Origin of the sequence: Micromonospora sp. NPDC005686 (genome assembly GCF_042871665.1) — a bacterium.
Taxonomy (GTDB): Bacteria; Actinomycetota; Actinomycetes; order Mycobacteriales; family Micromonosporaceae; genus Micromonospora.
The window spans coordinates 60,589-79,849 of the sequence record NZ_JBIAIY010000006.1 but is presented as its reverse complement, the minus strand read 5'-3'; the positions used below and the strand labels follow the sequence as shown (position 1 = coordinate 79,849).

Genomic DNA, 19,261 nt, shown 5'->3' with positions numbered 1-19,261 from the left:
CTCCCCTCCCCGCCCCGCCCCGGCGATCAAGGAGTTTGCGTCCGCCGGGCACGGTTTTCCGGACGCGAACTCCTTGATCACCCAGGCTGGAGAGCGGAGAGGGGGACGCGGTGAGCGCTGTGGTGCTGCGGGGGTTCGGGTGGCGGCACGGGGGACGCAAGCGGTGGGCTCTGCGCGGGGTGGATCTGCGGGTGGAGAGCGGGGAGCGGGTGCTGCTGCTCGGACCCTCGGGAGCCGGCAAGAGCACCTTGCTGGCCGCGCTCGCCGGGCTGCTGCCGGAGGACTCCGGCGAGCAGGAGGGCACCGTCGAGATCGACGGGCTGGATCCGCGCAAGGCCCGCGAGCGCGTCGGCATCCTGTTCCAGGACCCGCAGACCCAGCTCGTGATGGCCCGCTCCGGCGACGACGTCGCGTTCGGGCTGGAGAACCGGGGCGTGCCGGCCGACGAGATCTGGCCCCGCGTCGACGAGGCGCTGCACCGGGTCGGCTTCCCGTACCCCCGGGACCGCCCGACCGCCGCGCTCAGCGGCGGCGAGCAGCAGCGGCTGGCGCTGGCCGGCACGCTCGCGCTCCGCCCCGGCCTGCTCCTGCTGGACGAGCCCACCGCCAACCTCGACCCGGGCGGCGCCGCCCTGATCCGCCGCGCCGTCGCGAACGCGCTCGACCCGGACACCACGATGATCCTGGTCGAGCACCGGATCACCGAGGCGCTGCCGCTGGTCGACCGGGTGGTGGTGCTGGAACCCGGCGGCGGGGTACGCGCCGACGGGCCACCCGAGGTGGTCTTCGCCGCGCACGGCGACGCGCTGGCCGCCGCCGGGGTCTGGGTGCCCGGCCACGTCGCGCCGCCCCGGCACGCCACCACGCCGCCCGGCGACGTGCTGCTCACCGCCGACCGGCTCGGCCTGCCACCCCGGCTGAACCCCACCGATCTTCGGGTACGCGCCGGCGAGGCGCTCGCCGTCCTCGGCCCCAACGGGGCGGGCAAGTCCACGCTGGCGCTGCTCCTGGGCGGCCTGCTCCGCCCCGGGACCGGCGCCGTCACCGCGTCCGCCGAGCTGGCCGGGCGGGACGCGCGCACTCCCCCGCACCGCTGGCGGGCGCCCGCTCTGGTGCGCCGGATCGGCTCGGTGTTCCAGGACCCGGAGCACCAGTTCGTCAGCGCCACCGTCCGCGACGAACTGGCGCTCGGGCCGCGCCGAACCGGTCAGTCCGAGGCGGCGGTGACCGCCACCGTGGACGCGTTGCTGCACCGGCTGCGGCTGGACAAGCTGGCCGGCGCCAACCCGTACACCCTCTCCGGTGGGGAGGCGCGGCGGCTGAGCGTGGCGACGGCCCTGGCCACCGCGCCCCGCCTGCTGATCTGCGACGAACCCACGTTCGGCCAGGACCGGCGCACCTGGCTGGAGCTGGTCGGCCTGCTGGCCGAACTGCGCGACGCCGGACACGGCGTGGTCGCGGTGACCCACGACGAGGACTTCGTGGCCGCGCTGGCCGACCGGACGCTCTCAGTGGACCGCTCCCCCGGCGGGGTGGTCCCGTGATCGACCTCGAACCGGTCGCCGCGCCGGGCGCCCCGCTGGCCCGGCGCAATCCGGTGGCGAAACTGGCCGCCGCGATGGTCTTCACGCTGATCCTGGTGGCGACGCTCGATCCGGTGGCCCCGGCCGTCGCCATCGCCGTCGAACTCGCGGTGCTGCCGCTGTTCGGCGTCCGCTACCGGGTGCTGGCCCACCGGGCCTGGCCGCTGCTCGCCGCCGCCGTCGGCATCCTCGTCACGCTCACGCTCTTCGCGGCCGACCGCTCCGGCCCGGTACTGCTCCAGGCCGGGCCGATCCTGGTCACCCAGGGCGTGCTGATGACCGCGCTCGGGTTGGTGCTGCGAATGCTCGCGGTGGCCCTGCCCGGCATCCTCGTCTTCGCCACCACCGACCCCACCGATCTGGCCGACGCGCTGATCCAGAACGCGAAGACGCCCGCCCGGTTCGCCATCGGGGCGCTGGCCGCGTTCCGGATGGTGCCGCTGCTGGAGCAGGAGTGGCGGATGATCAGCATGGCCCGCCGGGCCCGCGGCGTGGACGCCGGCCGCAACCCGGTGGCCAAGCTGCGGCTGTTCGGGTCCACCGCGTTCACGCTGCTTGTCGGCGCGATCCGGCGCGGTACGCGGCTGGCCGTGGCGATGGACGCCCGCGGCTTCGACGCGGGCACCCCGCGTACCGTGGCCCGCCTGCAGCGCTTCACCCGCGCCGACGCCCTGCTCGTCGCGGGCGCCGCGCTGCTGGCGGCCGGCGCCCTTGCGACAAGCATCACCCTGGGCACCTTCCGCCCCTTGATCGGCTGACCCCCCTCACCCTCCGCCCTGTTGATCATGAAGTTGACGGCACCGGTTGCCCGTTTTGTCGCCGCCAACTTCATGATCAACCAGGGCTGAGGGCCTGGCCGAGGGCGGAGCTGTCGGTCAGCTGCGGCGGAAGGCGTAGAACCGGGTCTGGCCGGCACGCTGGCTGCGCCCGGTGAACCGGGCCTGCCGCCCTGCTGGTGGGCCCGATCTGGGCGGCGTCGCGGATGCGCCCGGCAGGGCCGGCGTCTCCAGAGACTCCGAGGGCGACACCGTCGGCGTGGCCAGGGCCGGCGACACCGCATCCGGAGACACGGTGGGCGTCACCGGCTCGGCCGGGAGCACCACCGTGGGCGGTGCCACGGTGAGCGCGTCGAGCTTCGGCGGGGTCACCTGCGGCGCGGACTGCTTGCGGGACCTCTTCGGATTGCGCTTCGCGGGCATTCGCGGGCCTCCTGTCGTACGGGCGCGTCGACCGGGACGCGCCGAGCGAGGACTCCGGTGCGTGCGACCACGGCGGACACCGCTACCGACGGTGGCGGGGAAGGGATGCGGACGCCCGGAGCAGGACGTGTCCACGGCACTGGCGGCGGTGGACCGGGCTCGGAGGTGGGGCGTCACTTACGCATGACGCAAAGCTATCCCGCTGGCGGACGCCGCGCACCCGAATTACCGCCAAACGCACAGCCACCCGACCGTCACGCGCTGTCCATGTCCCGGGCCGCTGCCCCGGCGACCGCGATACGGTCGCAGCACGGCAGCACCAACGAGAGGTGGCGGTACGCATGGCAGAGCAGGCGACGGCGCAGATCGGAGTCACCGGTCTGGCGGTGATGGGCCGCAACCTGGCCCGGAACCTGGCCCGCAACGGCTTCGCCGTGGCGGTGCACAACCGGTCGCCGGAGCGCACCCGCAGCCTGGTCGCCGAGCACGCCGACGAGGGCACGTTCGTGCCGTCGGAGTCGCTCGCGGACTTCGTCGCCTCGCTGGAGCGGCCCCGCGCGGTGATCGTGATGGTCAAGGCCGGCGCACCCACCGACGCGGTGATCGACGATCTGGTCCCGCTGCTGGAGGAGGGGGACATCGTCGTCGACTGCGGCAACGCGCACTTCGCCGACACCCGCCGCCGGGAGGAGGCGCTGCGCGAGCACGGCCTGCACTTCGTCGGCACCGGCGTGTCCGGCGGCGAGGAGGGCGCGCTGCTCGGTCCGAGCATCATGCCCGGCGGGTCGGCCGAGTCGTACCGCAAGCTGGGGCCGATCTTCGAGCGGATCGCCGCGCAGGTGGACGGCGAGCCCTGCTGCCGGCACATCGGGCCGGACGGCGCGGGCCACTTCGTGAAGATGGTGCACAACGGCATCGAGTACGCCGACATGCAGCTCATCGCCGAGGCGTACGACCTGTTGCGGGCCGGGCTGTCGGCGAGCCCGGCGGAGATCGCGGAGATCTTCCGGGAGTGGAACGGCGGCGAGCTGGGGTCGTTCCTCATCGAGATCACCGCCGACGTGCTCGGCCACACCGACGCGGCCACCGGCCAGGCGTTCGTGGACGTGGTGCTCGACCAGGCCGAGCAGAAGGGCACCGGCCGCTGGACCGTGCAGAGCGCGCTCGACCTCGGCATCCCGATCACCGGCATCGCCGAGGCCACGTTCGCCCGGTCGCTGTCCGGCCACGCCGACCAGCGGGAGGCCGCGCGTCGCGTGTTCGCCGACGCGGGCGACAAGTGGCAGGTGGACGACCGGGAGACGTTCGTCGAGGACGTGCGCCGCGCGCTGCTGGCCAGCAAGATCGTCGCGTACGCGCAGGGCTTCGACCACATCCGGGCCGGCAGCCGGGAGTACGACTGGGACATCGACCTGGGCGGCACGGCCACCATCTGGCGGGGCGGCTGCATCATCCGGGCCGGTTTCCTGGACCGGATCCGGGAGGCGTACGACGCCGAGCCGGACCTGTCCACGCTGCTCGTCGCGCCCTGGTTCGCCGAGCGGGTCAGCGACGGCGTACCGGCCTGGCGACGGGTGGTGGCCGACGCGGCCCGGGCGGGCGTGCCGGCCCCGGCCTTCGGTTCGTCGCTGGCCTACTTCGACGCGCTGCGGGCGCAGCGGTTGCCGGCCGCGCTGATCCAGGGGCTGCGGGACAACTTCGGCGCGCACACCTACCACCGGGTGGACCGGGACGGCTCGTTCCACACCCGCTGGGCGGGAGACCGCTCCGAAGTGGAGGCGTGAGCCCCACGGGCAGTCCTGCCGGGCGGTTCACCAGGCCCGCTGACCGTCCGGGTCGGGCACCCAGCCGGCGGCCGGCTCACCCGTGGCCAGCTCGCCGATCTCGCCGGAGCGGACCGCGGGAGTGTGCCCCATCTCGGCGCACCACCGCTGCGCGACGTCGGCGCACAACGCGGCGACCGCGTCCCGGCGGGTCGCCTCCACCAGGTCGGCGGCGGCCAGGGCAGCAGTCATCTCGTACCGGAGATCGCGCATCCTCCACCCCCGTGGCGGGCGCGCACCCGGCGGCGCGCCCTGCGCCGATCGTAGAGCGGAACGCCCCGCGCCCGGCCGGAAAGCCGGATGCGGGGCGTTCCGGTCGGGCCGGACGTCGCGGTCAGAAGAACCGGCGACGCTTGGCCTTCTGCGGCCGGACCAGGTCGGCGCCCTTGGTCAGCAGACGGCTCACCCCGGACGGGCCGCGACGGGCCTCCAGGGTGTGGCTGAGCCGGCGCGCGCCGGCCGCCGCCAGCGGCACGGCGACCGCCATGACCGCCCACTGCGCGATCCGCTTCTGAATCATGTGGTTCACCTCCGCGTTGTCGTCTACCGGTAGAGGTACCCAGCTCGGCGCGTCGGTAAGCGTGACGTCAGGCGCCCGGGGCGACCGGGTTGGGCAGGGCGCCACCGAAGCGACGGTCGCGCTGGGCGTACAGCTCGCAGGCGTACCAGAGGTGGCGGCGGTCGAAGTCGGGCCAGAGCGTGTCCAGGTAGACCAGCTCGGCGTACGCGGTCTGCCAGAGCAGGAAGTTGGAGATGCGCTGCTCGCCGGAGGGGCGCAGGAACAGGTCGACCTCGGGCACCTCGGGGTGGTAGAGGTAGCGCGCGAGCGTCTTCTCGTTCACCTTGGCCGGGTCGAGCCTGCCCGCGGCGACGTCACGGGCGATCCCGGCGGCCGCGTCGGCGATCTCGGCCTGGCCGCCGTAGTTGACGCAGAACTGCAGCGTCAGCGTCGAGTTGCCGCGGGACATCTCCTCGGCGGTCTGCAGCTCGGAGATGACGCTCTTCCATAGCCGGCCCGCGCGGCCCGACCAGACCACCCGTACGCCCAGGTCGACGAGCTGGTCGCGGCGGCGGCGGATGACGTCGCGGTTGAAGCCCATCAGGAAGCGGACCTCGTCCGGCGAACGCCGCCAGTTCTCGGTGGAGAACGCGTACGCCGACAGGTAGGGAATGCCCATCTCGATCGCGCCCTCGACGGTGTCGAACAGGCTGTGCTCGCCCTGCTCGTGCCCCTTGGTGCGGGGCAGCCCGCGCTCCTTGGCCCAGCGGCCGTTGCCGTCCATCACGATGGCGACGTGCCGGGGCACCGCGGCGGGCGGCAGCGCCGGCGGACGGGCGCCGGAGGGGTGCGGGGTCGGCGGCACCGGCTCGCGGCGGGTCGCCCTCGTCGATCGGATCACTCGGTCATCTCCCTGTTCACACCGGCGACGGGCCCGGCGCCGGAGCGCGGCGGCGGGACCACATCCGGCCCCGCGCCGCCGGGCGGCGGGACCGCGCCGGACGCCGGGGCGCCCCGGTCGACCAGCGGCAGCGAGCGTAGCGCGCGCTCCAGATGCCACTGGAGGTGCGCCGCGACCAGTCCGCTGCACTCCCGGCGTACGCCGGTCCCGGCCGCGTCGGCGTACCCCCAGTCGCCGGAGGTCAGCGCGGACATCAGCTCCAGCGTGGCCGGGGCGGGGTGAGCCGCGCCGGGAGGCCGGCAGTCCGGGCAGACGGCGCCGCCGGCCGGTACGGAGAACGCGCGGTGCCGGCCCGGCTCGCCGCAGACCGCGCAGGCGGCGAGCGCCGGCGCCCAGCCGGCGAACGCCATGCCGCGCAGCAGGTACGCGTCGAGCACGAGCGTGGTGGCGTGCTCGCCGCGGGCCAGTGACTTCATCGCGCCGAGGGTGAGCTGGAACAGCCGCAGCGAGGGCTCCCGCTCGACCGGGGTGAGCCGCTCGGCGGTCTCGGCGATCGCGCTGGCCGCCGTGTAGCGGGGGTAGTCGCCGAGGAACCGCTTGCCGTACAGCTCGATCGCCTCGACCTGGCTGACGGTGTGCAGCGAGCTGCCCTGGTTGCCCTTGGGGTCACCGGCGAGCTGGAGGTCGACGTGCCCGAACGGCTCCAGCCGGGCGCCGAAGCGGCTCATGGTGCGCCGCACGCCCCGGGCCACCGCGCGCAGCCGCCCGTGCCGGCGCGTGAACAGCGTGATGATCCGGTCGGACTCGCCCAGCTTCTGCACACGCAGCACCACCGCGTCGTCGCGGTAGAGCTGTCGGCGGTACCCGGCCATCAGGCCATTCTCCCTCCGGGTGCGATCTCAGGGTCGGCTCGGGGTGGACCGTCGGGCGATCCCCGATGTGCCGGGCGTCCGGCCGGTCCTAGTGTGCTGGCCATGGCTTCGCTCCGCACCGCTCTCCGGCCGCGCACGGTTTTCGGGCCGCGCACGGTTTTCGGGCCGCGCACGGTTTTCGGGCCGCGCACGGTTTTCCGGCCACGCGGGGTGGTGGCCGCCACCGCGGCCACCGCTCTCATCGTGCTCGCCGGGTGTGACACCCTCTCGTTCCGCCGGCTCGACTACGACCACACCGAGCGAACGAAGATCACCCGGATCACCGTGGACGACGACGGCGCCGGCGACGTGGTGGTCCGGGCCAACGGCCCCGCCGACCAGGTACGCGTCAAGCGCGTGGTCCGCTACCAGGGCGACGAGCCGACCAGCCGGTACGAGATCAAGGGTGACGAACTCGTCCTGCCCACCGACTGCGGGCACCGGTGCAGCATCTCCTGGGAGGTGACCGCGCCGCCCGGCGTGGTGGTACGCGGCGGCACCGGCTCGGGCAACGTCGACCTCACCGACGTCGGCGCCGTCGAGTTCACGCTCAGCTCCGGCGACCTGACCGTCAGGGGCGCCACCGGCGAGGTCCGCGCGTCCACCACGTCGGGCAACATCCGGGTCGTCGAGGCGGCCGGCCCGGTGCGGCTGCGGGCCCGGTCGGGCGACATCGAGGCCCGCCGGCTCGCCTCCGCGATCGACGCGGAGACCACGTCCGGCAACATCGTCGTCGAGCTGGACCAGCCGGCTCCGGCCCGGGTGCACGCCACGAGCGGAGACGTCGACCTGGCCGTACCAGCGGGCCGCTACCGGGTACGCGCCACCGCGACGTCCGGGGACACCGACGTGCGCGTCACCGACGACCCGACCGCCTCGGTGCAGCTCGAAGCGTCCGCCACCAGCGGCAACGTCACGGTCAGCACCCGCTGAGCGGGCGACGCTCCGTCGTGGCTCAGCCGGGCGCGTTCCGCCGGGACGCCGGGGCCGCGTCGTCGCGGCCGGGATCCTCGGCCGCGCGGCGCTGCGCCGGCACCCGGGCCCCGGCGCTCACCAGCGCGTCCTGCGCCCCGGCGGGGGCCGGGCTGGCCGGAGCGGCCGCCGCCCGGTCGGCCACGGTCCGCCGCGGCTTGCCGGGGATCAGTTCCGGGGTACGCCGGGCCGCCACGTCCTCGACCCAGCCGACCATCAGCGTCACCACGCCGACGAGGGCGAAGACCAGCCCCACCCGCAGCCACAGGCCGACCGGGTCGCGCGGCGACCAGCCGACCAGGCCGACCAGCGGGGTGAGCGCCACCACGAACGGCATGTGCCACAGGTAGACGGTCAACGCGCGCCGGTTCACCACAGTGACCGCCCGGCCGAACGCCGGCACCCGGTCGACCCAGGTCACCCCGACCGGCGCCCGGCCGATCGCCACCAGGATGAACGCGGCCGACCAGAGCGCGTTGCCGAGCGGGAGGTCGTTGATGTCGTACCCGCGCGGGCCCGGGTGGGTGACGATCCAGGCCAGCCCGGCGGCGCCGACCACGGCGGCCACCGGCAGCAGCACCCGGTTGCGCATCCGGCGCAGCAGCCCGTCGTGGTGGGCGAAGCCGAGCAGCCAGGCGCCGAAATAGAGGCCGAATTCGCGCAGCACCGTGTGCGGGTTCGCCAGGACGCCGGCCTGGATCGCGATCAGCAGCAGGTACGGGGCGGCGAGCGTGGGCAGCGGCGCCCGGCGGAACAGCCAGAGCACCAGCGGCGAGGCGAGCACGAACCACAGGTAGTCCCGCAGGTACCAGATCGGGCTGAGCGCCAGCCCGCCCCAGTAGTTGGCCGGCGGGTCGCTGATCGGGAAGAGCCAGAGCAGCACCTCCGGGCCGAACGTCAGCCCGGTGAGCAGCATGGCCGGTACGAAGACCGCGGCGACCACCCACAGCGACGGCAGGAGGCGGCGCAGCCGGCGGCCGACCGCGCGCACCCCGCTGCGGTCGAGTGACGCCGCCATCAGCGACCCGGCCAGGGCGAACATCACCGACATGGCCGGGAACACCAGCGTGAGCGTGGCGTAGCCGGTGACGTGGTAGGTGACGACGCGCAGGATGGCCAGGAAGCGGAGCAGGTCCAGATAGCGGTTTCGCATCAGCTCGCGGCGGGGTCCGGGGGCAGAGACAATGCTCCCTACCCTGCTCCGGGACGCTGTGAAACAGCCACGAACACCCATGGAAAGTGAGATGTCCCATAGGTCTGGCTGATCCTGATCACCCGCCGCCGGACCTGCCCCGGCCGCCGGTCAGAAGCCGAGCTTGCGCAACTGCTTCGGGTCGCGCTGCCAGTCCTTCGCCACGCGTACGTGCAGGTCGAGATAGACCCGGGTGCCGAGCAACTCCTCGATCTGCCGCCGGGCGGTGGTGCCCACGTGCTTGAGGCGGCTGCCCCGGTGCCCGATCACGATGGCCTTCTGGCTCGACCGCTCCACGTACAGGTCGGCGTAGATCTTGGTGAGGTTGCCCTCCGGGATCATCTCCTCGACCACCACGGCGATGGAGTGCGGCAGCTCGTCGCGTACGCCCTCCAGCGCCGCCTCGCGGACCAGCTCCGCCACCAGCACCTGCTCCGGGTCGTCGGTGAGCATGTCGTCCGGGTAGAGCTGCGGTGACTCCGGCAGGTAGCCGGTCATCACGTCGACGAGCGTGTCGACCTGGTGCCCGGAGACCGCGCTGACCGGCACCACCGCGGCGAACTCGCCCAGCTCACTCACCGCGAGCAGCTGCTCGGCCAGCCGCTTCTTGTCGACCAGGTCGGTCTTGGTGACCACCGCCAGCACCGTGGCCTTCAGGCTGGCCAGCTCGCCGGTGATGAAGCGGTCGCCCCGCCCGACCGGCTCGTTCGCCGGGACGCACAGGCCGATCACGTCGACCTCGCTCCAGGTCTCCCGGACCAGGTCGTTGAGGCGCTCGCCGAGCAGCGTCCGGGGACGGTGCAGGCCCGGGGTGTCGACCAGCACGAGCTGCGAGTCCGGCCGGTGCAGCACCGCCCGGATGATGTGCCGGGTAGTCTGCGGCTTGCTGGAGGTGATCGCGATCTTGGTGCCGACGATCGCGTTGGTGAGCGTCGACTTGCCGGCGTTCGGCCGCCCGACGAAACAGGCGAAACCGGCCCGGTAGGGGCGTGCCTCGGGCGTGGTCACTCGACCACCGTGCCGAGGACGGTGCCGTCCGGCGCGGCCACGTGGATCGGCGCGTCGGCGGACAGGTCCCGCACCGCGGCGTGCCCGGCCCCGTCCAGCGTCGACGCCTCGGTCACCACCACGGCGGCCTCCAGCCGGCTCGCGCCCGCCGCCACCGCCGAGGCCACCGCGAGCTGGAGCGCGGTCAGCGTCAGCGACGGCAGCGCCACGCTCGCCGCCGCGTACGTCCGGCCGTCCTGGTCGCGGACCGCGGCGCCCTCCACGGCCGCCACCCGGCTCCGCGCGCCCCGGGCCAGGACGACCAGCTTGGCGTCCTCGGCGCTCAGCTCGGCCGGGTCGGCGGGGGTGGGCAGGGCAGCCGGTACGGCGGGTGTCTCAGGCATCGGCGGATTGCCTCTCCTCGGATCGGTTGTTGTCGCCCCGGGAATCGGGCGGCTCGCTTCGGTTGGTGCCTTCCGGGGCGTCGCCCCGGTCGACCCGGCTCACCAGGACCGTGTCGATCCGGTTGCGCCGGCCGGTCGTGCCCTCGGCCACCAGCCGCAGGCGGGCCACCTCGGCCTCGGCGCCCGGGAGGGGCACCCGGCCGAGCGCCTGGGCGAGCAGGCCACCGACCGTCTCCACCTCGTCGGTGGGCAGCTCGGTGTCGAACAGCTCACCCAGATTCTCCACCGGCAGCCGCGCGGTCACCCGCACGGCCCCGTCCGGCAGGTGCTCGACCGGCGGGCGCTCGACATCGTACTCGTCGGTGATCTCCCCGACGATCTCCTCCAGGATGTCCTCGATGGTGACCAGGCCGCCGGTGCCGCCGTACTCGTCGACCACGACGACCATGTGGTTACGGGCCGCCTGCATCTCCGAGAGCAGGTCGTCCACCGGCTTGGACTCCGGCACGAACGTGGCCGGGCGCATCAGCTCGGCCACCGGCATCTGCCGGGCGGCCTGGTCGCCCTGCACCCGCCGGATCAGGTCCTTGAGGTAGAGCACACCGAGCACGTCGTCGACGTTCTCGCCGATCACCGGGATGCGGGAGAACCCGGAGCGCAGGAACAACGCCAGCGCCTGCGCGAGCGTCTTGCGTTCCTCGATCCACACCATCTCGGTACGCGGCACCATCACCTCGCGGGCGATGGTGTCGCCGAGCGCGAAGACCGAGTGGATCATCTGGCGCTCGCCGTGCTCCACCACCCCGCGCTGCTCGGCCAGGTCCACCAGCTCGCGCAGCTCCACCTGGGTCGCGAACGGCCCCTCGCGGAAGCCCTTGCCGGGGGTGACCGCGTTGCCGATGAGGATCAGCAGCGACGCCAGCGGGTTGAGCGCGCGGCCCAGCCACCGCACCAGCGGCGCGACCACCCGGCCGACCGCGTAGGCGTGCTGGCGGCCGAGCGTGCGCGGGCCGACCCCGACCGCCACGAAGCTCACCACAGTCATCGCGCCCGCCGTCACCAGCGCCGCCCGCCAGCCTGCGCCGAACGTGTCGACGGCCACCAGCGCGACGAGCGTGGTGGCGGTCAGCTCGGCCAGCAGCCGCAGCAGGAGCAGCAGGTTCAGGTGGCGGACCACGTCACCGGCGACCATCTGGAGGGCGCGCGCGCCGCGGGAGCCGTCCCGGGTCAGCTCGGCGGCGCGGGCCGGCGAGACCGCTGCGAGCGCCGCCTCGGTCATCGCGATCAGGCCGGCGAGCACCACCAGCCCGGCGGCGAAGAACAGGAGCTGGAGATCGGGCAGACCGGCGGGGGCCCGGACCGCCGCCAAGGCGTCCATCACCGCGACCGGGTCGACCGCCAGCTGGCCAGCAGCCGGGCCTGGAGACCGAACATCTCCCGCTCCTCATCGGGCTCGGCGTGGTCGTAACCGAGCAGGTGCAGCACGCCGTGCACGGTGAGCAGGTGCAGCTCGTCGGCCGCCGAGTGCCCGGCCACGGCGGCCTGCTTGGCCGCCACCTCCGGGCAGAGCACGATGTCGCCGAGCAGGGCCGGCTCACCACCGGCCGGGCTGCTCTCCCCCGGGCCGTGGTCGACGCTGCCCTCGTCCATGGGGAAGGCGAGCACGTCGGTCGGGCCGTCGCCGCCCATCCAGCGGTGGTTCAGCTCCGACATGTATTCGATGTCGACGAGCAGCACGGACAGCTCGGCGAGGGGGTTGACCCCCATCTCGTCGAGGGCGTGCCGCGCGACGGCGAGCACGGCGTCGGTGTCGACGTCGACACCCGACTCGTTGGCGATCTCGATGGACAACTGTCTTCCTCTGGTGATGTGACGGCTTGCGCCGGTCGTTCAGCGGCGCCGGCCGGCCCGGCCGCCCTGGGCGGTCCGCCCCGGTACGGCGTGCACGCTCTGCGCCTGCTGGTTCTCCCGCTCGGCGTCCCAGCGGGCGTACGCGTCGACGATCTCGCCCACCAGCTTGTGGCGCACCACGTCGGAGCTGGAGAGCTGGGCGAAGTGCACGTCCTCGACGTTGTTCAGGATCTCCCGGACCACCCGCAGGCCGCTGGTCGTCCCGCCGGGAAGGTCCACCTGGGTGACGTCACCGGTGACGACGATCTTGGAGCCGAAGCCGAGCCGGGTGAGGAACATCTTCATCTGTTCGGGCGTGGTGTTCTGCGCCTCGTCCAGGATGATGAACGCGTCGTTGAGGGTGTTGTGGGTCACCAGGAAGTCGTCGGTGACGTAGAGCGAGTCCTCCGCCGCGACCTGGATGCACATCGTCTCCCGCACCCCGGCCGGGACGATCGAGTCGATGAACCGCATCGGCCGGCCACCGCCGTGCTCGTCGTAGAGCCGGCGCTTACGCGACAGGCGGAACGGCGCGACACCGGCGGGTAGCCGGATCTCCACGACGTAGGCGTCGGACCGGTACGGAACCGGCCGGCCCTTCGCCAGACCGGGCTTGCGTCCCTCGGCCGGACGAACCCGCGCTGTGGCCACCCCTCCGAGCGACTCGACCAGGTGGACCACGTCGTCGCACAACCGGGGGGAAGTGGTCGAGTACTGCACACGGCACGTGCGCCCGGCCTGGGTGACCGGCCCGCCGTCGGTGTCCAGCAGCCCTTGCAGGACCGCCAGCCGGACGCCGACGCTGTTGTTCTTGTACACCTCGGGGACGAACTTCGTGGCCGAGGTGGCCCCGGCCAGCCCCAGTTCGCGGACGGCCACCGTCACCGGGTTCGCTACGATCACGCCGCCGCGGTGCCCGTTGACATGCCGGAGGACGTAGTCGTAGTCACCCTTGCGGACCAGTTGGATGTCGACGAGCGCCTCCTCCAGCGCGGTCGCCAACTCCGGGTCGGCGGTGCAGAAGGCCGGCGTGGCGCGGGACGAGATCGTGCCGTCGCCGAGCAGCAGCCCGAGCGCGTACGGGTCGAGCGGAACCGCCCGCGGCTCCATCTGCACCGGCGCGACGAGCGGGAGTTCGTAGCGACGGGTGTGGCCTCGCCACTCCTTGCCGATCATCTCCTGCGTCTCGACCGTGCGCCGCCGGCCGCGACGCTTGTCGTCCGGCGTGGCTACGGTCCACAGGTGCTCGCCGCAGCAGAGCGTGGACGCGCCGTCCTGGGTGGTGACCCGGTAGACCTGCTTCTCACCCTGGGGGTAGATGCCGATCACTGGCGTGGGCGTCCCGTTCGAGCCGATGACCAGGTCACCGACCTGGAGCGAGCCGAACGGCCGGAAGCCCTCCGGGGTCAGCACCCGGGCGTCGTACGGCTGGGCCCGCCCGCGCATGTACGCCAGCGGCGCGACCTCGATCGTGCCGGCGGCCATCAGCTTCGGGATGGTCTCCGGGTCGAGCATGTCGTGCAGCGCGTCGTAGAGCGGGCGCAGGTAGGGATCGATCTTCTCGTTCAGGGTGCCGGGCAGGAAGCCCAGCCGCTCCCCCGCCTCGACCGCCGGCCGGGTCAGGATGATCCGGTTGACCTGCTTGGCCTGGAGCGCCTGCACGGCCTTCGCCATGGCGAGGTACGTCTTGCCGGTACCGGCCGGGCCGATGCCGAAGACGATGGTGTGCGCGTCGATCGCGTCGACGTACTTCTTCTGGCCCAGCGTCTTGGGGCGGATGGTGCGTCCGCGCCGGGAGAGGATGTTGAGCGTCAGCACCTCGGCGGGCCGCTCGGCGCCGCCCTGTTCGAGCATGCCGACGGTACGCCGTACCGCGTCTGTGGTCAGGGTCTCGCCTTTCTCGATCAGTTCGAGCAGCTCACTGAAGAGGCGCTCGGCGAGGGCGTTGTCGGCGGGGGCGCCGGTGATGGTGATCTCGTTGCCGCGGACGTGGACGTCGCTGTCGATCGAGCGCTCGACGAGCCGCAGGATCTCGTCGCCCGCGCCGAGCAGGTTCACCATGATCTTCTGGTCGGGGACCGTGATCCTGGTCTGCACACGCGGCGCGCCGGGAGGTGGGGTGCCGGTCATAGGTCGGGCCGTCGGCCCTGCGCCACCTGCTCTCCGCTACTCGGGTGCCGGGCCCTGCTGGCGACGGCGTACGGTCACCTCCATCGTATCGGGTCGGCAGCGTGCGCACCGCGCCCATTTCGGGTGCCCGGCGGTCAGCCACCGGCGCGGAAGTCGTACCCGTCGAAGGTCTCCTGGGTTCGGGTGAAGCGGTAGGTCGCCCAGTGCATCCGCACCACCACGCCGCGTTCGTCACGGGTCAGCCGCAGCAGCTCCCCCACCTCGCGGCCGGAGACCGTGCGGAACACGTCCGGCCGGTCCGGCAGCGGCGCGAACACGGCGGGCGGCCTCCCGGCCGGGTCGTCCGCGCCCCGCGCCCGCAGCGTCCCGTCGTGCCAGGAGAAGACGTACTCGAAGCCCTCGCCCCACCAGCGGCCGAGCATGCGGCGCAGGTGGGCCGGGACGGGCGGGCCGGGACGCCACGGCTCGATCTCCGCCGGGTCGTGCTCGGCGGCGGCGGCCAGCAGCCGGTGGGACAGGTCGAACACCTCCACGCCGGTGCCGGACGAGCCGAGCACCGCGACGCCCATCGCCTCGGCGGTGCCCTGCCCGCCGCACCGCCCGTAGACGGCGGCGAGGAATCCGGGCATCGCGCCGTCGTGGCCCACGTGGGTCACCCGCTCCGGCTGCGGGACCAGGATCAGCCCGAGCCCGAAGCCGGCCGACCAGACCGACTCGTCGGTGGGGGTGAGCGGCCAGCGCATCTCCTCGACGGTCGTCGCGGCGAGCACCGCGCCGTTCGGGTCGATCGCCGCCGGGTCGGCCAGGAACGCGGCCCAGCGGGCCATGTCCGTCGCGGTGCTCCAGAGCTGCGCTGCGGGGGCCACCGCGCCGAAGTCGGCAGGTGGTTCCGGGTGGGCCTCGTCGGAGTACGCGTCGACCAGGAACCCGGTCGCGGCGCGCCCGGTCGGGTCCGGGCCGGTGGCGGTCAGCCCGAGCGGGCTGAGCACCCGATCGGCCAGCACCTCGGCCCAGGTGCCGCCGCGCAGGCGGGCGACAGCCTCGCCGAGCAGCGCCGGGCCGAGGTTGGAGTAGTGGAAGCGCCGGCCCGTGGGCAGCACCCGCTCCACCCGGGCCAGGTCGGCCAGCAGGTCGTCGACGGCCGGGGCGCGCAGGCTGTCCCACACGTCGCCGTGCGGCTCGCGTTGCAGGCCGGCGGTGTGCGACAACAGCCGGCGTACCGTCGCGTCGCCGTGCGCGGGCAGGTCGAGGTGCCGCCCGATCGGGTCGTCCAGGTCGAGCAGGCCGTCGTCGCGGCACTGCATGACCAGCGCCGCGGTGAAGGTCTTGGTGACCGAGCCGATCCGGAACACCGTCTCCGGCCCGAGCGCGGTGTCGTTGCCGGTGTCGCCCACGGTGCAGGTCCACAGCGGCCGGTCGGCCCGGTGCAGGGCAGCCGACACCGCCGGGATCCGTCCGGTGGCCTGGGCCTGGCGCACCATCCGGCCGAGCCGGTCGGACACGTCGGTCATCGGCAGAGCATCGGGCCGAGCGGCGCGCCGCCGAGCAGGTGGGCGTGCACGTGGAAGACCTCCTGGCCGCCGTACGGGCCGGTGTTGAACATCAGCCGGAACCCGTCCACGGTCAGGCCCTCCTCCTCGGCCACCACGGCGGCGGTCTGGAGCACCTCGCCGGCCAGCTCGGGTGCGCCCTGGGCCAACGTGGCCACGTCCGCGTAGTGCTCCTTCGGGATCACCAGCACGTGCGTGGGCGCCTTCGGGTCGATGTCGCGGAAGGCCAGCGTGGTGGCGGTCTCGCGGACGATGGTGGCCGGGATCTCGCCGGCGACGATCCGGCAGAAGAGGCAGTCCATCGCAGCAGTGTAAGGAGAGGGTGCCGAGCGCGGCGGGGGCACCGCCGGACGGACCGGCCCGGTGCGGCAGGATGGCCGCCATGACGGGACGGGCGGCGCTGGTGACGGGCGCCTCACGGGGCATCGGGCGGGCCGTGGCGCGGGCGTTCGCCGCGAGCGGGGACCGGGTGGCGATCCACCACCGGGACTCGGCCGAGCTGGCCGAGCGGCTGCGCGCCGAACTGCCCGGCGACGGGCACGTCGTGGTCCGCGCCGACCTGGCCGACCCCGACGCGGTACGCGCCATGGTGGACGAGGCGGCACAGCGGCTCGGTGGTCTCGACGTGCTGGTGAACAACGCCGGCGTGTTCGGGCCGGCCGATCCCCCGCACCCGGTCTTCGAGAGCAGCTACGAGCAGTGGCGGGCGCGGTGGCGGGAGGTGCTCGACACCAACCTGGTCGGCGCCGCGAACGCCGCCTGGTGCGCCGCGCAGCACATGCGCGAACGCGGGGGCCGGATCGTCAACGTCTCGTCCCGGGGCGCGTTCCGGGGCGAGCCGGCCAACCCGGCGTACGGGGCCAGCAAGGCCGGGATGAACGCGATGGCCCAGTCACTGGCGGTGGCGCTGGCGCCGTACGGCATCGGGGTGGCCTGCGTGGCGCCCGGCTTCGTCGAGACCGACATGACGAACGAGCACCTGAAGGCCGAGCGGGGCGAGGCGGTGCGCGCCCAGTCGCCGTTCCACCGGGTCGCCCGGCCCGAGGAGATCGCCGCGGCGGTGCACTGGCTGGCCAGCCCCGAGGCCGAGTGGGCCGCCGGCACCATCATCGACCTGAACGGCGCCTCCTACCTCCGCTCCTGACCCGCCCCCGGCCCTCGCCGCCGTCAACCCGCCCCCCGGCTCCGCGATCTTGCAGTTTTGGCCCTACCAAAACGCCCTAACGGGACATAGCAGGGGCCGCAACTGCAAGATCGGCGCGCAGGGCAGGGCGCGCGGGCGCGGCGGGCAAGACAGCCGGGCGGGCGGGTTACCAGTGGGTCAGGCGGGTGGCCAGGACTGTCAGGGCTGCCACGCCTGCCGTGGACGTGCGCAGGACCGTCGGGCCCAGGCGGACCGGGCGGGCGCCCGCGTCGGCGAAGGTGGCCAGCTCGTGGTCGGCGATGCCGCCCTCCGGGCCTACCACGAGCACGATCTCGCCGGCCGCCGGCAGGTCGACTGTGGTCAGCCGGTCCTGGGCGCCCTCGTGCAGCACGAACGCGCCGGCCGCACCGGCGATCCGGCGGGCCACCGAGGCGGTGGACTCGTCAGGTGCGCCCGCCACCACCGGCAGCCACGGGCGGCGGGCCTGCTTGGCCGCCTCCCGGGCGGTGGCCACCCACTTCTGCCGGGCCCGTTCGCCCCGCTCGCCGCGCCACTGCGCGACCGAGCGGGAGGCCGCCCAGGGCACGATCTCGTCGACCCCGACCTCGGTCATCGCCTGCACGGCGAGTTCACCCCGGTCGCCCTTGGCGATGCCCTGCACCACGACCAGGCGGGGCACCGTCGCGTCCGCGTACCCCCGGCTGGTGACCCGCAGGTCGAGCGTGCCGCGGCCGACGGCGGTGACCACCGCGGCGGCGGTGCCGCCCCGGCCGTCGGCGAGCAGCAGTTCCTCGCCGACGCGCAGCCGCTGCACGGTGGCCGCGTGGTGGCCCTCCGGGCCGTCCAGCGTCAGCGTGTCACCGGTGGGCAGCGCCTCGACCAGGAACAGCGGCGCGGACACCTCAGGCGTGCCCGTTGAAGGCGTCGCGCATCCGGGAGAAGAAGCCGCCCTGCTTGGTCAGCTCGGCGACCTCCTCGCCGCGCGTCTTGGCGAAGTCGCGCAGCATCCGCTCCTGGTCGGCGTCCAGCTTGGTCGGGGTACGCACGTCCAGGTGCACGTAGAGGTCACCCCGGCCGGTGCCGCGCAGGTGCGGTACGCCCCGGGCGCGCAGCCGCAGCGTGCTGCCGGGCTGGGTGCCCGGCTTGACGTCGACCGTCTCCTCGCTGTCCAGCGTCTTGATGGTCAGCCGGGTGCCGAGCGCGGCGGCGGTCATCGGGACGGTGACCCGGCAGTGCAGGTCGTCGCCCTTGCGGGAGTAGACGTCGTGCGGCCGCTCGTGGATCTCGACGTAGAGGTCACCGGCAGTGCCGCCACCCGGGCCGACCTCGCCCTGCTGGGCCAGGCGGATCCGCATGCCGTCCTCGACCCCGGCCGGGATCTTGACGGTCAGCGAGCGGCGGGTACGCGCCCGGCCGTCACCGGCGCAGGTCGGACAGGGGTGCGGGATGGTGGTCCCGTAGCCCTGGCAGACGGTGCACGGCCGGGCGGAGACCACCTGGCCGAGGAAGGTCCGCTGCACCGACTGCACCTCGCCGCGGCCACCGCACGCCTCGCAGGTGGCCAGGTGGGTGCCGGCGGCGGTGCCGGCGCCGGAGCAGGTGGTGCAGAGCACAGCGGTGTCGACGGTGATCGGCGCCTCAACGCCGAACGCGGTCTCGTTGAGGTCCAGTTCCAGGCGCAGGATCGCGTCCGCGCCGGGGCGGGTACGGGGCCGGGGCCCCCGGCTGCCGCCCGCGGCGCCGCCGAAGAACGCGTCCATGATGTCCTGGAAGCCGACGAACGGACCGGCTCCGCCGGGCCCGCCCGGGCCGCCCATGCCACCGCCGCCCGGGGCGAGCGGGTCGCCGCCCAGGTCGACGATCTGCCGCTTCCGGTCGTCCGAGAGGACCTCGTACGCGGCGTTGATGTCCTTGAACTTCTCCTGGGCCTCCGGGTCCGGGTTGACGTCCGGGTGGAACTGCCGCGCCAGCTTGCGGTAGGCACGCTTGATCTCGTCGTCGGAGGCGTCCCGGCTCACGCCGAGAATGCCGTAGTAGTCCCTGGCCACTGCGTTAGGTGTCCTCATGTTCGTCTCG

The 19,261-nt window shown here is 73.7% G+C and carries 19 protein-coding genes and 3 pseudogenes; 5 read left to right on the top strand and 17 right to left on the bottom strand.

Annotation, left to right across the window (positions count from 1 at the left end):
- The first annotated feature begins 110 nt into the window (after positions 1 to 110).
- Together ACFYON_RS15665 and ACFYON_RS15660 are read left to right on the top strand one after the other, a co-directional pair.
- Complete coding sequence (locus ACFYON_RS15665) at positions 111 to 1,544, top strand: ABC transporter ATP-binding protein (protein WP_354873809.1); 1,434 nt, start codon at positions 111 to 113, stop codon at positions 1,542 to 1,544.
- Positions 1,541 to 2,341 (top strand): energy-coupling factor transporter transmembrane component T, encoded by an 801-nt coding sequence (locus ACFYON_RS15660; protein WP_354873811.1) that lies wholly within the window; start codon positions 1,541 to 1,543, stop codon positions 2,339 to 2,341. The genes ACFYON_RS15665 and ACFYON_RS15660 overlap by 4 nt, the downstream gene beginning before the upstream one ends.
- Before the next feature lie 117 nt (positions 2,342 to 2,458).
- Here the strand turns inward: ACFYON_RS15660 and ACFYON_RS15655 are convergent, their stop codons facing one another.
- Complete coding sequence (locus ACFYON_RS15655) at positions 2,459 to 2,782, bottom strand: hypothetical protein (protein WP_357711199.1); 324 nt, start codon at positions 2,780 to 2,782, stop codon at positions 2,459 to 2,461.
- A 341-nt stretch (positions 2,783 to 3,123) separates the two neighbouring features.
- Between ACFYON_RS15655 and gndA the strand changes: the two genes are divergently transcribed.
- Positions 3,124 to 4,566, top strand: a complete 1,443-nt coding sequence (gene gndA, locus ACFYON_RS15650; RefSeq protein WP_354873815.1) for an NADP-dependent phosphogluconate dehydrogenase — start codon at positions 3,124 to 3,126, stop codon at positions 4,564 to 4,566.
- Positions 4,567 to 4,593: 27 nt separating this feature from the next.
- Here the strand turns inward: gndA and ACFYON_RS15645 are convergent, their stop codons facing one another.
- The 4 genes from ACFYON_RS15645 to recO all read right to left on the bottom strand — a co-directional run bounded on the left by ACFYON_RS15645 (position 4,594) and on the right by recO (position 6,877).
- Positions 4,594 to 4,818, bottom strand: a complete 225-nt coding sequence (locus ACFYON_RS15645) for a thioredoxin reductase (RefSeq protein ID WP_354873817.1) — start codon at positions 4,816 to 4,818, stop codon at positions 4,594 to 4,596.
- Between the two features lie 121 nt (positions 4,819 to 4,939).
- Entirely contained in the window at positions 4,940 to 5,125 is a 186-nt protein-coding gene (locus tag ACFYON_RS15640; protein ID WP_073831832.1) for a hypothetical protein, read from the bottom strand.
- A 67-nt stretch (positions 5,126 to 5,192) separates the two neighbouring features.
- Positions 5,193 to 5,969: an isoprenyl transferase gene (locus ACFYON_RS15635; protein WP_387190282.1), complete on the bottom strand. Its 777-nt coding sequence runs from the start codon at positions 5,967 to 5,969 to the stop codon at positions 5,193 to 5,195.
- Positions 5,970 to 6,001: 32 nt separating this feature from the next.
- The gene (gene recO, locus ACFYON_RS15630) at positions 6,002 to 6,877 is read right to left on the bottom strand and encodes a DNA repair protein RecO (protein WP_354873819.1); all 876 of its coding nucleotides are present in this window, start codon (positions 6,875 to 6,877) and stop codon (positions 6,002 to 6,004) included.
- Positions 6,878 to 7,090: 213 nt separating this feature from the next.
- Between recO and ACFYON_RS15625 the strand changes: the two genes are divergently transcribed.
- Positions 7,091 to 7,849, top strand: a complete 759-nt coding sequence (locus tag ACFYON_RS15625; RefSeq protein ID WP_354873821.1) for a DUF4097 family beta strand repeat-containing protein — start codon at positions 7,091 to 7,093, stop codon at positions 7,847 to 7,849.
- Positions 7,850 to 7,871: 22 nt separating this feature from the next.
- Here ACFYON_RS15625 and ACFYON_RS15620 read toward each other — a convergent pair whose 3' ends face one another.
- The 10 genes and pseudogenes from ACFYON_RS15620 to ACFYON_RS15575 all read right to left on the bottom strand — a co-directional run bounded on the left by ACFYON_RS15620 (position 7,872) and on the right by ACFYON_RS15575 (position 16,343).
- Entirely contained in the window at positions 7,872 to 9,041 is a 1,170-nt protein-coding gene (locus ACFYON_RS15620) for an acyltransferase (protein WP_354873822.1), read from the bottom strand.
- A 150-nt stretch (positions 9,042 to 9,191) separates the two neighbouring features.
- Positions 9,192 to 10,088, bottom strand: a complete 897-nt coding sequence (era, locus tag ACFYON_RS15615) for a GTPase Era (protein WP_354873824.1) — start codon at positions 10,086 to 10,088, stop codon at positions 9,192 to 9,194.
- Positions 10,085 to 10,471, bottom strand: coding sequence for a cytidine deaminase (locus ACFYON_RS15610; RefSeq protein ID WP_354873826.1), 387 nt, complete (start codon positions 10,469 to 10,471; stop codon positions 10,085 to 10,087). The genes era and ACFYON_RS15610 overlap by 4 nt, the downstream gene beginning before the upstream one ends.
- Positions 10,464 to 11,873 carry a hemolysin family protein gene (locus ACFYON_RS15605; protein WP_354873934.1) on the bottom strand — a complete coding sequence of 470 codons (1,410 nt, stop codon included), beginning with the start codon at positions 11,871 to 11,873 and terminating at the stop codon, positions 10,464 to 10,466. Before ACFYON_RS15605 ends, ACFYON_RS15610 begins: the two co-directional genes overlap by 8 nt.
- Positions 11,849 to 12,322, bottom strand: a complete 474-nt coding sequence (gene ybeY, locus ACFYON_RS15600; RefSeq protein ID WP_354873828.1) for an rRNA maturation RNase YbeY — start codon at positions 12,320 to 12,322, stop codon at positions 11,849 to 11,851. Before ybeY ends, ACFYON_RS15605 begins: the two co-directional genes overlap by 25 nt.
- Positions 12,323 to 12,361: 39 nt before the next feature.
- A pseudogene (locus tag ACFYON_RS15595) lies at positions 12,362 to 12,724 on the bottom strand (PhoH family protein); the annotation flags it as partial.
- Positions 12,725 to 12,985: 261 nt separating this feature from the next.
- Positions 12,986 to 13,471: pseudogene (locus ACFYON_RS15590) on the bottom strand (LAGLIDADG family homing endonuclease); the annotation flags it as partial.
- A 324-nt stretch (positions 13,472 to 13,795) separates the two neighbouring features.
- Positions 13,796 to 14,491: pseudogene (locus ACFYON_RS15585) on the bottom strand (PhoH family protein); the annotation flags it as partial.
- A gap of 134 nt (positions 14,492 to 14,625) precedes the next feature.
- A complete protein-coding gene (locus ACFYON_RS15580; protein ID WP_387190241.1) occupies positions 14,626 to 16,002 on the bottom strand; it encodes a serine hydrolase domain-containing protein in 1,377 nt (458 codons plus the stop codon).
- Positions 15,999 to 16,343, bottom strand: coding sequence for a histidine triad nucleotide-binding protein (locus ACFYON_RS15575; RefSeq protein ID WP_013475524.1), 345 nt, complete (start codon positions 16,341 to 16,343; stop codon positions 15,999 to 16,001). The genes ACFYON_RS15580 and ACFYON_RS15575 overlap by 4 nt, the downstream gene beginning before the upstream one ends.
- Positions 16,344 to 16,423: 80 nt before the next feature.
- On the opposite strand from ACFYON_RS15575, the gene ACFYON_RS15570 reads away from it, so the two are divergent.
- Entirely contained in the window at positions 16,424 to 17,185 is a 762-nt protein-coding gene (locus ACFYON_RS15570; protein WP_354873832.1) for an SDR family oxidoreductase, read from the top strand.
- A gap of 166 nt (positions 17,186 to 17,351) precedes the next feature.
- Here ACFYON_RS15570 and ACFYON_RS15565 read toward each other — a convergent pair whose 3' ends face one another.
- Entirely contained in the window at positions 17,352 to 18,086 is a 735-nt protein-coding gene (locus ACFYON_RS15565; protein ID WP_355015147.1) for a 16S rRNA (uracil(1498)-N(3))-methyltransferase, read from the bottom strand.
- A gap of 1 nt (position 18,087) precedes the next feature.
- The gene (dnaJ, locus tag ACFYON_RS15560) at positions 18,088 to 19,233 is read right to left on the bottom strand and encodes a molecular chaperone DnaJ (RefSeq protein WP_355015182.1); all 1,146 of its coding nucleotides are present in this window, start codon (positions 19,231 to 19,233) and stop codon (positions 18,088 to 18,090) included.
- Positions 19,234 to 19,261: the final 28 nt, after the last annotated feature.

What these genes read in the sequence shown, in the direction of transcription:
- ACFYON_RS15655 (WP_357711199.1), bottom strand. Translation starts at nt 2,782, where the DNA reads ATGCCCGCGAAGCGCAATCCGAAGAGGTCCCGCAAGCAGTCCGCGCCG.
- gndA (WP_354873815.1), top strand. Translation starts at nt 3,124, where the DNA reads ATGGCAGAGCAGGCGACGGCGCAGATCGGAGTCACCGGTCTGGCGGTG.
- ACFYON_RS15645 (WP_354873817.1), bottom strand. Translation starts at nt 4,818, where the DNA reads ATGCGCGATCTCCGGTACGAGATGACTGCTGCCCTGGCCGCCGCCGAC.
- ACFYON_RS15640 (WP_073831832.1), bottom strand. Translation starts at nt 5,125, where the DNA reads ATGATTCAGAAGCGGATCGCGCAGTGGGCGGTCATGGCGGTCGCCGTG.
- recO (WP_354873819.1), bottom strand. Translation starts at nt 6,877, where the DNA reads ATGGCCGGGTACCGCCGACAGCTCTACCGCGACGACGCGGTGGTGCTG.
- ACFYON_RS15620 (WP_354873822.1), bottom strand. Translation starts at nt 9,041, where the DNA reads ATGCGAAACCGCTATCTGGACCTGCTCCGCTTCCTGGCCATCCTGCGC.
- ACFYON_RS15610 (WP_354873826.1), bottom strand. Translation starts at nt 10,471, where the DNA reads ATGCCTGAGACACCCGCCGTACCGGCTGCCCTGCCCACCCCCGCCGAC.
- ACFYON_RS15580 (WP_387190241.1), bottom strand. Translation starts at nt 16,002, where the DNA reads ATGACCGACGTGTCCGACCGGCTCGGCCGGATGGTGCGCCAGGCCCAG.
- ACFYON_RS15575 (WP_013475524.1), bottom strand. Translation starts at nt 16,343, where the DNA reads ATGGACTGCCTCTTCTGCCGGATCGTCGCCGGCGAGATCCCGGCCACC.
- ACFYON_RS15570 (WP_354873832.1), top strand. Translation starts at nt 16,424, where the DNA reads ATGACGGGACGGGCGGCGCTGGTGACGGGCGCCTCACGGGGCATCGGG.